The sequence below is a fragment of the Caulobacter sp. SSI4214 genome (assembly GCF_012184455.1).
Lineage (GTDB): Bacteria > Pseudomonadota > Alphaproteobacteria > Caulobacterales > Caulobacteraceae > Caulobacter > Caulobacter vibrioides_E.
In genome coordinates, this window is the sequence record NZ_SZWJ01000105.1 from 1 (window position 1) to 13,298 (window position 13,298).

Sequence of the window (13,298 nt, forward strand, 5' to 3'; positions counted from 1 at the left end):
CTCGGGCGGCGGCAGGCCCAAGCGCGCGCGCATCGGCCGCGACAGGAAGGGATCGATCGGCGCGCCCTGAGGCCAGACGCCTTCCTCCAGTCCCGCCAGCACCAGGCGGTCGGCGCGGACCAGACGCGCCTCGATGGCGCCCAGGATGCGCAGGCGCGGGTGAGTGGCGCCGCCGACCCGGACCGTCTCCTCGTTGACCAGGCGGTCGAGGATGTCGGCGAAGGCCTGGGGCGAGGCGTCGGGCAGGGGCTCGCCGTCCTGGATCAGGGCGGCCATCAGCGCGCCCAGGCACTCGCCCGCGCCGCCGGCCCACAGGCGGGGCGGCGCGATCAGGCCTTCCAGCGCCTCGACCAGCGCCTTGGCCGCCTGGCAGGGGCGGGCGTAGCCGTCGGCGTAAGGGCTGGCGGCGTGGTCGACGGCGGCGAGGACGCGGTCGCACAGCGCGAGCGCCTCGGGCGCATCCTTCAGGCGGGCGCGCAGCACCTCGGCCGACCCAGGCGCGGCGCCGCGCAGGCCCTTGTGTTCCAGGAGAGCGGCGGCCGGCGCCTCGTCCTCGCCCAGCACCAGCGGATGCTTGGCGACGGCCAGGAGGCGCACGGGGTTCAGCGGCTCTTCGACGAGGCGCGCGAAGTGCAGGGCCAGGATCGCCGAGCCGGCGGCGGCCAGGGGCGCGCCGGCCGAGCTGTCGGGGATCACGCCCCAGCGCTGCAGGCGGGTCATCACCCGCCGGGCCAGGGTCTGGTCCGGCGTCACGAGCGCGGCGGTCTTGTCCGGTGTCTCCAGCGCCTCGCGCAGAAGAAGCGCGCAGGCCCCGGCGGCCTCTTCCTCGGCGCGGGCGGCGATGACGGAAAAGCCCGTCAGGCCCTCGGCGATCGGGTCGAGGTCCGGCGCCTCCGCCCGCAGGGACGAGATCTGCGCCAGCCAGTCGGCGGTGGCCTCGGCCGGGCGCAAGGCCTCGTTGACGATCCGCCGCCGCCAGCGCCCTCGGCTGTCGACATCGGGAACCCAAGCGCGGACGTCGGCCCGCGACACGCCCGCCCGGTCCAGCAGGCGCTTCACGGCGCCTTGCGGGTGCTGCTCGCCCTGCGTCCCCTCGATCTTGGCCCAGGCGGTGTCGGCCAGATCTTCGTCGAGACCGGGCAGCACGACGGCGCCCTTGGGCGCGGCGGCGACGACGCGCAGCAGGTCGGCGGTGGCCGGCGCGGTGCCGGTCGAACCGGCGGCGACCAGCACCTCGGTCGGCGGGGTTTCGGACCACTGCTTCTCCAGGGCCCGGAGCAGGCGGACCCGGCGCTCGGAGACGTCGATCAGGCCCAGGTCCTTCAGACGTTCCGGCCAGGCGCGCAACACGGCCTTCAGGAAGCGAGCCGAGACCTGCCAGTGCTGGGCCAGATCGCCCTCGGCCAGGCCGTCCAGTTTGTCCTCGAACGGGATCTCCTCGATCTGGCAGCTGTCGAGGAAGTCCGACAGGGCCTTGGCCAGCTCCAGCGCCTGGACGGGGCCGGGCTTGAACGACAGCAGGCTCCCGTGATCGACCACCAGCCGCGCCAGCTCGAACCGGCGGCGGCGCGAGGCGATGGCGGGCGGCAGGTCGATCGAGAGCTCGCCCGGCTCGAACGGCGGCTCGCCCTCGTCGAGGTCGCCGAGCGGCCGGATCTGCGGCAGCAGAAGGGCGCGCCCGCCGCCGACCGCTAGGAAGGCGTCGGCCAGGGCGCGGGCGCCCCGGCGGGTGGGGGTTAGGACCGTCGCGCGGGGCAGAGCTTCGGGACCCAACGGCTCCAAAGCGTTAAGCAGGCCGCGCGCCAGGTCGTCCACGAACGGCCGGTGCGCGGGGATCGAGAACCAGCGCGGCCCCGGACGCTCGAAGAAGGGGGCCTGGCCGCTCATCCTTGAGCCAGCCTCGCCTCGGCGGCCAGCTTGGCGTCGGGATCGCCGACGTGCATCCAGAGACCGTCCGGCGCGACGCCGTGGACACGGTGGTCGGCGGCCAGGCGCTTCCAGAGGGGCAGCAGCGAGAAGGGGGCGTCCGGACCATCGGCGGTGATCGCCGGCTTGCAGATGTGCACGCCGACATAGACCAGCGGCGCGATCTCGCCGGGGTCCTTGAAGCGGACGACGCCATCGTCGCCGAGGAACACGTCGCCGGTGTCATGGAAGCCCAGCGATTCCCGGGTCGAGGCCAGCATCAGGCAGACGTCCATCCTGGCCGGGTCCCAGGCGGCCGCCACGGCGTCGATGGCCGCCCCGGCGCGTTCGATCCAGATCGAATCGATATTGGCGACGAAAACAGGGCTTTCGCCCAGCAGCGGCAGGGCGTGCTTGATCCCGCCGCCGGTCTCCAAGGCCTGAGGGCGTTCGTCGGAGATGACGATGCGCGGCCTCAGCCCCTTGGCCTCGCGAGCCTTGAGGTGGGCTTCGACGAGGTCGGCGAAATAGTGGACATTGACCACGGCGGTCTCGACCCCGGCGGCGGCCAGACGGTCCAGCATGTGATCGATCAGCGCCTTGCCCGCGACCTCGACCAGGGCCTTGGGGCGGTCGTTGGTCAGGGGTCGCATCCGGGTGCCAAGCCCGGCGGCCAGCACCATCGCGATCTTGGGCCCCTTGGCGGCGGCGCTCATCGACGGGCCTCCGCCGGAACGTAGCGGTCGAACCAGGCTTTCAGGTCGGCGAGGGCCGGATCGGTCAGGTTGCGCTCCAGATAGCGCCAGGTGCGCGGCATGAAGGCCTCGTACTGGCGACGGCCCAGCAGGGCCTGGCGCGCGAAGACCCGGCCCAGGATGCGGGCCGCGTTCGAGGCCGCGAGCGCGCGGTAGTCGGCGATGAAGGCTCCTTGGTCGACGCTCGGGCGGGCGGTCAGATAGCGGTCCAGCATGGCCGCCTCCAGCACCGCCGACACATCGCGACGGGCGTCCTGTAGCAGATGGGTTAAGTCCCAGGCTGGATGGGCGCGCAGAGCGTCCTGGAAATCCAACAAGCCGACGCGGGCCACGCCCTTGCGTTCGGGCAGCCAGAGCAGGTTCTGCGCGTGATAGTCGCGATGGGTGAAGACGCTGGCTCCGGCCTCGCCCCGCACCCACACCGGCGCCCAGAGCGCGTCCCACTCGGCCACGGCTTCGGGCGTGAACGCGGGGATGCCGGCGAATTGCGGCCACCATTCCAGGAAGGTGTCGGTGGCGTGTTTCAGGGCCAGGGCGTCATAGGTGAGCAGCGGCCAGCGCACCTCGTCCACGGTCAGAACGTCCGGCGGTGTTTCGGCGTGCAGGACGACTTGCAGGTCGACGGCGGCCTCGTAGAGCGGGCGTTCGTCCTGCCCCTCGGCGATCAGCGTGGCATAGAGTCCGTCGCCCAGGTCCTCCAGGACGGCAAGGCCCTGGGCGACGTCGTAGGCGTGGATCCTAGGGGCCGACAGACCGCGTTGGCGCAGATAGTCGGCGGTGGCGACGAAGGCGGCGACCGAGCCGGCGGCGAGGCGCGCGGCGGCGTTGTAGCCCAGGGCCAGCCGCTCGGCGTCGGTCGCGTTCGGCGGGCAAACGACGCTTTCCAGCGCCGGCGGCTGGTCCATGAAGATGAAGCTCTGGCCGCCCTCGCGATGCAGGCGCTCGTAGCTGCGCGTCGAGGCGTCGCCGCCCAGCGGCTGGCGGCGGACGTCGCCGAAGCCGTGGGCTTTCAGGAACGCGGCCTTCGCCGCTTCACGCTCAGAACTCAAGGGGGCGTCCTTCGAAACTACCGTGCGCCGTGAGGACGGCGCGTCGCGCGCCGCCGTCGAGGGCGATGTCTATATCGAGCCGATTCGGCGGCAAACGCCCTTCCAGCCGCTGCGGCCATTCGATGAGCGCGACGCCGCCCTCCAACGCCTCGTCCAGGCCGATCTCGTAGGCCTCGTCGGGATCGGTGAGGCGATAGAGATCGAAATGGGCCAGCGGAAAAGCGGGCGTCTCGTAGAACTGCACCAGAGTGAAGGTCGGGCTCGGAACCTCCTCGTCCGGGGACGTCAAGGCGCGGATCAGGGCCCGGGCCAGGGTCGACTTGCCGGCGCCGAGCGGGCCTGTCAGGCAGATCGCGTCGCCGGGGCGCAATGACGCGGCCAACTGGCGACCGAGCGCCTGGGTCGCGGCCTCGTCGGCCAGGTGGAGGGTCTTCATCCGTCTCCCATAGCGCGTCGCCTCGACGATGTTGAGAGGCGCAAGCCCCTTCCCCCCGCGTCCCGCACGCGCTAACCGCACATCCTGATGCCGACATCCCTTCGCACCGCCTATCGCGAGCGCCTGGCCCAGGGCGAGATCAAGCCCGACGCCGCCCAGGCCGCCGCCGTCGAGGCGCTCTCGCGGCTGGAGGCCGATCTCGACAACGCCGGCGAGCCCGGCTTCTCGCTGTTTGGCCGCAAGCCCAAGAGCCAGCGGGGCGTCTATCTGTGGGGGCCGGTTGGACGCGGCAAGTCCATGCTGATGGACCTGTTCTTCGACAGCGCGCCCGTCGCCAAGAAGCGCCGCATTCACTTTCACGCCTTCATGGCCGAGGTCCACGCCGACATCGACGCTTGGCGCAAGGGCGACGCGGCGGCGCGCAAGGCGCGCTTCGGCCAGCACAAGGGGGACGACCCGATCGTCCCGACGGCGGACCTGATCGCGCAGAACGCCCGGCTGCTGTGCTTCGACGAGCTGCAGGTCACCGACATTGCCGACGCCATGATCCTGGGGCGGCTGTTCGAGGCTCTGTTCGCGCGGGGCGTGACCCTGGTGGCCACCTCGAACCGGCCCCCGGACGATCTCTATAAGGACGGGCTGAACCGCCAGCTCTTCCTGCCTTTCATCGATATGCTGAAGTCGGCGCTGGATGTCGTGGCGGTGCGCGGTCCGGTGGACTTCCGCCTGGACCGCCTGCGGGCGGCCCGCACCTGGCTGGCGCCGAACGACAAGGCCAGCCAGGCCGAGTTCGAGCGACTTTGGACCGACATGCTGGACGGCGCGGCCGAGACCGGCGCGACCCTGAAGGTGCTGGGCCGCGAGATGCGCCTGCCGCGCGCCTCTGGCGGCCTGCTGCGGGCTTCGTTCGCCAGCCTTTGCCAGCAGGCTTTGGGGCCGCAGGATTACTTGGCCCTCGCCGAGCGCTTCCACACGATCTTCCTGGAGGACGTTCCGCGCCTGACCCCGGCCAAGCGCGACGCGGCCAAGCGTTTCAACACGCTGATCGACGCGCTTTACGAGGCGGACGCCAAGCTCGTGGCCCTGGCCGAGGCCGAACCGGAGGCGTTGTATCCCGAGGGCGACGGCGCCTTCGAGTTCGAGCGCACCGTGTCGCGCCTGCAAGAGATGCGCTCGGCCGACTATGTCTCGCGCGTTCGCGATTAGGAGCCCCAATGTCCGTCAAAGACCGCGTCCGCGTTCGCGAAACCAAGTTGCTGTCCGACAACTGGTACGTCCTGAAGACCACGACCTTCGACTGGAAGCGGCGCGACGGCGCGTGGCAGACCCAGAGCCGCGAGCACTACGATCGCGGCAATGGGGCGGTCTTGCTGCCCTATAACCGGGCCAATCGCACCGTGCTGCTGGTCAAGCAATTTCGCTATCCGGCCTTTGTGAACGGCTATGACGATCTGCTGATCGAGGCGGCGGCCGGCTTGCTGGACGACGCCGAACCCGAGGTCCGCATCCGCGCCGAGGTCGAGGAGGAGCTGGGCTATCGGCTCGGCGAAGTGCGCAAGGTGTTCGAGGCTTTCATGAGCCCGGGCTCGGTGACCGAGATCCTGCACTTCTTCGTCGCCGAATATGACGCCGGAATGCGGATCGGCGAGGGCGGCGGCCATCCCGACGAGGGCGAGGACATCGAGGTGCTGGAACCGACCCTCGACGAGGCCCTGGCCATGATCGCCGACGGCCGCATATGCGACGCCAAGACCATCATGCTGCTCCAGCACCTGGCCCTGACGGTCTTCAGAGGTTAGTCGAACTCGCGCGCCAAGGGCACGGAGAAGCGCACGGTCAGGCCAGTCGAGGCGTAGTCCGCCCAGACCACGCCGCGCAATTCGTTGGCGATACTGCGCTCGATGAGCCGGGAGCCGAAGCCTCGTCGCAGAGGCTCCGCCGCTGGCGGTCCCCCCGTCTCGCGCCACTCGAAGACCAGCGTCGCGTCGGCCGTCACGGACCAGGTCAGGACGAGCTTTCCGGCGGTCGAGAGCGCGCCATACTTGGCCGCGTTCGTCGCCAGCTCGTGGAAGACCATGCCGAGCGAAAGGGCCACCCGCGCCGGCAAATGCGTCTCCGGCCCGTCCATCTGGACGCGCTCTTCCCCATAGGGGCCAAGCTCCTGCGACAGGATCTGGCGCAGACCGGCGCCGGCCCATTGGCTGTCGGTGAGGGCGTTATGTGTCTGGGACAGCGCCAGCAGTCGGGATTCGAAGGCGCCGGCGAAGGTCTCCGGCGTCGTCGAACCGCGCAGGGTCTGCTGGGCGATGGCTTGCACGGTCGCCAGGGTGTTCTTGACGCGGTGGTTCAGCTCGTCGAGCAAGAGTCGCTGGCGCTGGTTGGCCAGAACACGCTCGGTCATGTCCGAGCCCTCGACGAAGACGCCCGATACCGAGCCGTCCGCTTCAAGGATAGGCTGATAGATGAAGTCGAGAAAGCGTTGCTCCAGCGGCGCGCCGGGTTCGCGGGCCAGCATCACCGGCAGGTCGCGGCCGATGAAGGGCTCGGCGGAGCGCCTGACTTCGTCGAGCAGCGAAATGAAGCCTTGGTCTAGAACTTCCGGCAGCGCCAGGCGCAGGGGACGGCCGACAATGTCCCGTCGGCCCACCAGCCTCAGATAGGCCTCGTTGGCGAAGTCGAACACGTGGTCCTCGCCCTTCAGCACCGCCACGAAACTTGGGGCGCGCATGAAAAGGCGGCGGATCTGCATGCTCTGGGATTGCAGGGTCTCGACCCGCCGCAGCACGGAATCGCCCAGCATGGCGGTGCTCGGCGGCGCCTCGGGGCGGAAGGCGGAGTCCTTGAGACGTTTGAGTTCGGTGATGTCCTGGGTGTTCTGCAGGATGAAGCCCGGGCCCTCGTTGGAAGGCACCCAGGTGTGGGTGCAGCTCCAATAGCGATCCTCGAACCCGCCGCCCGCTTCCGCGGGTTTGGGTATCGCGTAATGCAGTACGGCGATCACGTCCGTCTTGCCGGTGTCGCGGGTGCGAAAAAGCGACTCTTCCAGCAGCCGCCGGCTCTCGCCCTCGGCGGGGAAGGCGTCGAATACGTACCGGCCGCACAGGTCTTCGCGCGTGCGGCCCGTCACCTCCAGATAGGCCGCGTTCATTTCGACGATGTTCAGGGCGTGGTCCATCATCATGTACGGCGTCGGTATCCGATCAAACACCGCCTTGAAGTCGATCGGACTCGCCATATCCCCGCGCGCCTCTCCCTAGCCCAGCCCAAAGTAACGCAACCTTGGCCGTAAGGGTTCCCCCTCTCGCTCGTCGCGCGAGGTGCGAACGTTTCTCAAGAGGGCGCCGTTTAATTGACACCCCCGTCCTCGCGCTTAAAAGCGTCCCGCAACGCACAAAGGCTACTGAGGTTGGACCTCTCATGACCGACACGAGCCGGGGGCTGCCTGAGCGCCCGATGTCGCCCCACCTGCAGGTGTGGCGTTGGCATATCACCATGGCCTGTTCGATCCTCCACCGCGGCTGCGTCGTCGGCCTGTGGGTCGGCGCCGTGATCCTGGCCGGCTGGGCCGCCGCCCTGGCCGCCGGTTCCGACGCCTATGCCGGCTATGTCGGCCTGCTGGGCTCGCCGATCGGCAAGCTGGTTCTGCTGGGCGAGACCTTCGCGGTGTTCTTCAACATCGCCTACACCATCCGCCAGACCTTCTGGGACACCGGCAAGGGCTTCCAGCCCCGCGTGGCCGACATGACCGGCGCCATGGCGATCGCCTTCGCGGTTGTGGCGACGATCGTCACCTGGGTCATCGCCCACGCGAACGGAGCGTTCTGATCATGAGCAAGAACGACCTCTTCCAGCCCCAGCAGTTCCGCACGCCTCTGTCGCGCGCGCGGGGCATGGGCGCCTCGCGCCACGGCGTCAGCCACTTCATCACCGAGCGCGTTTCGGGCCTGGCCCTGGCGCCGCTGAGCATCTGGGGCGTCTTCGCGGCCCTGAAGATGATCGGCGCCGACCAGCAGACCGCCGCCGCCTGGGTCAGCCAGCCGGTCAACGCGGTGCTGCTGGGTCTGCTGCTGATCTCGGCCCTGATCCACCTGTCGAACGCGGTCCAGGTGGTCATCGAGGACTATGTCCACCGCTTCACGAGCAAGTCGGCCCTGGTGATCGGCAACCTGTTCGTCTGCGTGCTGGCCGGCGCCGTCGGGATCTTCTCGATCCTGAAGGTCGCCCTGACCGTGACCGGAGCCCATTGATGTCGGCCTACAAGTTCATCGATCACAAGTTCGACGTCGTCGTCGTCGGCGCCGGCGGTTCTGGCCTTCGCGCCGCGCTCGGCTGCGCCCAGGCCGGCTTGAAGACCGCCTGCGTCACCAAGGTGTTCCCGACCCGCAGCCACACGGTGGCCGCTCAGGGCGGCATCTCGGCCTCGCTGGGCAATATGAGCCAGGACGACTGGCGCTGGCACATGTTCGACACCGTCAAGGGGTCGGACTGGCTGGGCGACCAGGACGCCATCGAGTACCTGACCCGCAACGCCCCGGCGGCGGTCTATGAGCTCGAGCACTGGGGCGTGCCCTTCTCGCGGACGGCCGACGGCAAAATCTATCAGCGCGCCTTCGGCGGCATGACCAAGAACTTCGGCGAAGGCCCGATCCAGCGCACCTGCGCGGCGGCCGACCGGACCGGTCACGCCATGCTGCACACGATGTACGGCCAGTCCCTGGCCCACGACACCGAGTTCTTCATCGAGTACTTCGCCCTCGACCTGATCATGGACGACGGCGTCTGCCGCGGCGTCACCGCGTGGAAGCTCGACGACGGCACCCTGCACCGCTTCCAGGCCCAGATGGTGATCCTGGCCACGGGCGGTTACGGCCGCGCCTATTTCTCGGCGACCTCGGCCCACACCTGCACGGGCGACGGCAACGCCATGGCCCTGCGCGCCGGCCTGCCGCTGCAGGACATGGAGTTCGTGCAGTTCCACCCCACCGGCATCTACGGCGCCGGCTGCCTGATCACCGAAGGCGCCCGCGGCGAAGGCGGCTATCTCACCAATTCGGAAGGCGAGCGCTTCATGGAGCGCTACGCCCCGTCGGTGAAGGACCTGGCGCCGCGCGACATGGTCAGCCGCGCGATGACCATCGAGATCCGCGAAGGCCGTGGCGTGGGTCCCAACAAGGACCACATCTTCCTGCACCTCGACCACCTGGATCCCAAGATCCTGGCCGAGCGCCTGCCGGGCATCTCGGAAACCGCCAAGGTTTTCGCTGGCGTTGACGTGACCAAGGCGCCGATCCCGGTGCTGCCAACCGTCCACTACAACATGGGCGGCATCCCGACGAACTATCACGGCGAGGTCGTCACCAAGGACGGCGACAATCCCGACAAGGTGATCCCGGGCCTGATGGCCGTCGGCGAAGCGGCCTGCGTGTCGGTGCACGGCGCCAACCGCCTGGGCTCGAACTCGCTGATCGATCTGGTGGTGTTCGGTCGCGCCGCGGCTCTTCGCTGCGCCGAGATCGTCAAGCCGGGCGCCAAGCAGCCCGAGTTGAAGGCCGAGCAGACCGAGGCGCATCTGACGCGCTTCGACCACTTCCGCAACGCCTCGGGCTCGACCGGCACCGCCGAGCTGCGTCTCGAGATGCAGAAGGCCATGCAGGAGGACGCCGCCGTGTTCCGCACCGGCGAGAGCCTGGACAGCGGCGTGAAGCGCCTGCAGGCCGTCTGGGACAAGAAGAGCGACATCAAGGTTTCCGACCGTGGCCTCGTGTGGAACACGGACCTGATGGAGACCCTGGAGTTCGACAACCTGATCGGTCAGGCCGTCGTGACGGTGAACGGCGCGGTGAACCGCACCGAAAGCCGGGGCGCCCACGCCCGCGAGGACTTCGCCGACCGCAACGACACCGAATGGATGAAGCACACCCTGGCTTGGTTGGATAACCAGTCGGGCAAGGTGAAGATCGATTACCGTCCGGTGCACAGCTACACGATGTCCGACGACATCGCCTACATCCCGCCGAAGCAACGGGTCTACTGAGGGTCCGATGGTCGAACTCGCTCTCCCCAAGAACTCGCAGGTCAAGTCGGGCAAGCACTGGCCGGCTCCCGCGGGCGCCAAGAAGGTCAAGACCTTCAAGATCTACCGCTACGATCCGGAAGCGGGCGGCAATCCGCGCTGGGACACCTACGACGTCGATATGGACGCCGTGGGGCCGATGGTCCTGGACGCCCTGCTGTACATCAAGAACACCATCGACCCGACCCTGGCCTTCCGTCGGTCGTGCCGGGAGGGCGTCTGCGGCTCGTGCGCGATGAACATCGGCGGCCGCAACACCCTGGCCTGCACGCATGGCTGGGCCGAGGTCCCGGGCAAGGCCGTCCAGATCAGCCCGCTGCCGCACATGCCGGTGGTCAAGGACCTGATCCCGGACCTGACGCTGTTCTACGCGCAGTACGCCTCGATCGAGCCCTGGCTGCACACCGACACGCCCGAGCCTCAGGCCGAGTGGAAGCAAAGCCCGGAAGACCGCGAGAAGCTCGACGGTCTTTACGAGTGCATCCTGTGCGCCTGCTGCTCGACCTCGTGCCCCAGCTACTGGTGGAACGGCGACAAGTATCTGGGCCCGGCGGCCCTGCTGCATGCCTATCGCTGGCTGATCGACAGCCGCGACGAGGCCACCGGCGACCGCTTGGACGCGCTAGAGGATCCCTTCAAGCTCTATCGCTGCCACACGATCATGAACTGCGCCCAGGTCTGCCCCAAGGGGCTGAACCCGGCCAAGGCGATCGCCGAAATCAAGAAAATGATGGTCGAGCGCGTCGTCTGACGAGCTTCCACACGGTCAGAGGGGCGGCGATCTCGATCAGAGTCGCCGCCCCCTTCGTATCCGCCTTGATCAAAGGCGCTTGCCAATAGGTGACGCCGGCGTCATTTTTGACGAAATGGGAGGGCGTCCTTGAACGCTAACGTCAATCAGAACGCATGCGTCGTGATCGTCGGCGCGGGTCACGCGGGCGGTTCGGCCGCGGCTTTCCTCCGCCAATATGGTCACGAGGGCCGGATCGTGCTGATCGGCGACGAGCCGCTTCTGCCGTATCAGCGCCCGCCGCTTTCCAAGGCCTGGCTGAAGGGCGAGGCCGACGCTGACTCCCTGGCGCTGAAGCCGGCCGACTGGTACGCCCAGAACAATGTCTCCCTGCGCCTCGAAGGCGTGGCCGAGCGGATCAATCGCGCCGAGAAGACCGTGACCCTGGCCTCGGGCGAGGTCATTGCCTATGACGCCCTGATCCTGGCCACGGGCGCGCGCGCGCGCGAACTTCCGATCCCCGGGTCCGACCTGGCCGGCGTCCTGGCCCTGCGAACGGCCGCCGACGCTGAATTGCTCAAGCACGCCCTCGGGCCCGACAAGCGCCTGGCCGTGATCGGCGGGGGCTATGTGGGCCTTGAGGCCGCCGCCTCGGCCCGCGCGCTTGGCAGCCACGCCATGGTTATCGAACGCGAAAGTCGCGTCTTGGCGCGCGTGGCCTGCGAGACCCTGTCGACCTTCTTCCAGGATTATCACCGCCAGCATGGCGTCGCGTTCGAGCTCAACGCTGGCGTGGCGGGTTTCGAGGGGCGCGACGGTCACGTCACGGGCGTGCGCTTCACCGACGGCCGCGTGGTGGCCTGCGACGTCGCCCTGGTCGGGGTGGGCGCGGTTCCGAATGACGAGCTGGCCAAGGACGCTGGCCTCGACACCGCCAATGGCGTGGTCGTCGACCTGGAGGCCAGGACCAGCGATCCGTCGATCTTCGCGATCGGCGACGTCGCGCATCGGCCGCTGCCGCTATATGAGCGCCAGTTCCGCCTGGAGAGCGTGCCCAACGCCCTGGAGCAGGCCAAGCAGGCCGCTTCGGCGATTCTCGGCCGTCCGGGGCCGGCGCCGGAGGTTCCCTGGTTCTGGTCCGACCAATATGATCTGAAGCTGCAGATCGCCGGCTTGCCGTTCGAGGCCGACCGCCAGGTCGTTCGCGGCGACGTCGCCGTGGCCAAGTTCGCGGTCTTCCACCTGAAGGGCGACCTGGTGCGGGCGGTCGAGGCGGTCAACGCGCCGGCCGAATTCATGGCCGGCAAGCAGCTGATCGCCAGGCGCGCGCCGGTAAACGCTGAAAAACTCGCCGACACGCATGTGTCCATGAAAGAGGTGGCGGCTTAAGGTCGCCGAAGGGGAACAGAAAGCCACATGGCCAAGATCACCTACATCGAGCACGACGGCGCGGAACATGTCATCGACGTCAAGTCGGGGCTGACCGTCATGGAAGGCGCCGTGAAGAACAACGTGCCGGGCATCGACGCCGACTGTGGCGGCGCTTGCGCGTGCGCGACCTGCCACGTCTATGTCGATCAAGCCTGGCTGGACAAGACCGGCGACAAGTCGGCCATGGAAGAGTCGATGCTGGATTTCGCCGAGAACGTCGAGCCCAACAGCCGCCTGTCCTGCCAGATCAAGGTCAGCGACGCGCTGGACGGCCTCGTCGTGCGTCTTCCCGAGAGCCAGCACTAAGCACGCCATCGGGCGGCCGAGCCGAAACGTTCCGCCGGCCGTCAAAAGAGCGTTGTTATATTGTCGCGAGGGGGTTGCCAGAGCCGTGGGCGGGGACTAGATCAACGCCTCGCTCGGAACGGCTTCGTGACCGGACGACGCGGTTTCCGAAAGGAAGCTTGCATCGGCCCTGACGCTTGGCTAGACACCGCGCTCCAATCGACTCGATGATGGATCCGCAAGGGCGGCTTCGGCAGCCCTAGGGTCCTCTTTTTGTCTCTTCGCTACCCCGGCTTCGGGTGGCGCGAAAAAGTCGAAAAGAGTTGGTTGACTTCGGAATGTCGCTTCATTAGAAGCGCCGCTCCAATCATCGCCGCCAAGACTTCGCAAGAATTCAGCGGCGCGGTGATGGGTTAGTTAAGTAGAGATTTTGAGATCTTCTCGAAATTAAAGACTTGACTGACTTGGTTGGTTTCTCTAGAAGCCTGCCACTCTGGCGCTTCCTGGATTTCCGGGGCTCGCCGCTCCGGTTTGAAGAGTTTTGAAAAAAACGATTTGACACGGGTTTTGAGGTTGGATAGATAGCCGCCTCCGCCGCTGACCGGGCGCTAAACGGTTGGGTCGCTTCGGTGGC

Annotated in this window: 13 protein-coding genes; 8 read left to right on the forward strand and 5 right to left on the reverse strand. The window is 68.0% G+C overall.

Going from position 1 to position 13,298, the window contains the following annotated elements; translation table 11 throughout:
• The 4 genes from addB to tsaE all read right to left on the reverse strand — a co-directional run.
• A partial coding sequence (gene addB, locus FCU40_RS20180) for a double-strand break repair protein AddB (RefSeq protein ID WP_168077366.1) occupies positions 1–1,887 on the reverse strand: 1,887 nt, incomplete at its 3' end.
• Positions 1,884–2,621: an N-acetylmuramate alpha-1-phosphate uridylyltransferase MurU gene (gene murU, locus FCU40_RS20185; protein WP_168077368.1), complete on the reverse strand. Its 738-nt coding sequence runs from the start codon at positions 2,619–2,621 to the stop codon at positions 1,884–1,886. The genes addB and murU, both read right to left, overlap by 4 nt.
• Positions 2,618–3,709 carry an N-acetylmuramate/N-acetylglucosamine kinase AmgK gene (gene amgK / locus FCU40_RS20190; protein WP_168077370.1) on the reverse strand — a complete coding sequence of 364 codons (1,092 nt, stop codon included), beginning with the start codon at positions 3,707–3,709 and terminating at the stop codon, positions 2,618–2,620. Before amgK ends, murU begins: the two co-directional genes overlap by 4 nt.
• Positions 3,699–4,145 (reverse strand): tRNA (adenosine(37)-N6)-threonylcarbamoyltransferase complex ATPase subunit type 1 TsaE, encoded by a 447-nt coding sequence (tsaE, locus tag FCU40_RS20195; RefSeq protein WP_168077381.1) that lies wholly within the window; start codon positions 4,143–4,145, stop codon positions 3,699–3,701. Before tsaE ends, amgK begins: the two co-directional genes overlap by 11 nt.
• Positions 4,146–4,232: 87 nt before the next feature.
• Here tsaE and zapE point away from each other — a divergent pair, with 87 nt between their 5' ends.
• On the forward strand, positions 4,233–5,351 hold the full coding sequence (gene zapE / locus FCU40_RS20200; protein ID WP_168077383.1) for a cell division protein ZapE: 1,119 nt from the start codon (positions 4,233–4,235) through the stop codon (positions 5,349–5,351).
• Positions 5,352–5,359: 8 nt separating this feature from the next.
• Positions 5,360–5,944, forward strand: coding sequence for an NUDIX domain-containing protein (locus FCU40_RS20205; RefSeq protein ID WP_168077385.1), 585 nt, complete (start codon positions 5,360–5,362; stop codon positions 5,942–5,944).
• Here the strand turns inward: FCU40_RS20205 and FCU40_RS20210 are convergent.
• Positions 5,941–7,380: an HWE histidine kinase domain-containing protein gene (locus FCU40_RS20210; RefSeq protein ID WP_168077387.1), complete on the reverse strand. Its 1,440-nt coding sequence runs from the start codon at positions 7,378–7,380 to the stop codon at positions 5,941–5,943. The genes FCU40_RS20205 and FCU40_RS20210 overlap by 4 nt on opposite strands.
• Before the next feature lie 182 nt (positions 7,381–7,562).
• On the opposite strand from FCU40_RS20210, the gene sdhC reads away from it, so the two are divergent.
• The 6 genes from sdhC (at position 7,563) to FCU40_RS20240 (ending at position 12,685) form a co-directional block, all read left to right on the forward strand.
• Positions 7,563–7,970 (forward strand): succinate dehydrogenase, cytochrome b556 subunit, encoded by a 408-nt coding sequence (gene sdhC, locus FCU40_RS20215; protein WP_004617940.1) that lies wholly within the window; start codon positions 7,563–7,565, stop codon positions 7,968–7,970.
• The gene (gene sdhD, locus FCU40_RS20220) at positions 7,937–8,392 is read left to right on the forward strand and encodes a succinate dehydrogenase, hydrophobic membrane anchor protein (RefSeq protein WP_168077395.1); all 456 of its coding nucleotides are present in this window, start codon (positions 7,937–7,939) and stop codon (positions 8,390–8,392) included. The genes sdhC and sdhD overlap by 34 nt, the downstream gene beginning before the upstream one ends.
• A complete protein-coding gene (gene sdhA, locus FCU40_RS20225) occupies positions 8,392–10,179 on the forward strand; it encodes a succinate dehydrogenase flavoprotein subunit (protein WP_168077389.1) in 1,788 nt (595 codons plus the stop codon). The genes sdhD and sdhA overlap by 1 nt, the downstream gene beginning before the upstream one ends.
• Before the next feature lie 7 nt (positions 10,180–10,186).
• Positions 10,187–10,969 carry a succinate dehydrogenase iron-sulfur subunit gene (locus tag FCU40_RS20230; protein ID WP_004617936.1) on the forward strand — a complete coding sequence of 261 codons (783 nt, stop codon included), beginning with the start codon at positions 10,187–10,189 and terminating at the stop codon, positions 10,967–10,969.
• 129 nt (positions 10,970–11,098) lie between these two features.
• On the forward strand, positions 11,099–12,337 hold the full coding sequence (locus FCU40_RS20235) for an FAD-dependent oxidoreductase (RefSeq protein ID WP_168077391.1): 1,239 nt from the start codon (positions 11,099–11,101) through the stop codon (positions 12,335–12,337).
• A 27-nt stretch (positions 12,338–12,364) separates the two neighbouring features.
• A complete protein-coding gene (locus tag FCU40_RS20240; RefSeq protein WP_168077393.1) occupies positions 12,365–12,685 on the forward strand; it encodes a 2Fe-2S iron-sulfur cluster-binding protein in 321 nt (106 codons plus the stop codon).
• Positions 12,686–13,298: the final 613 nt, after the last annotated feature.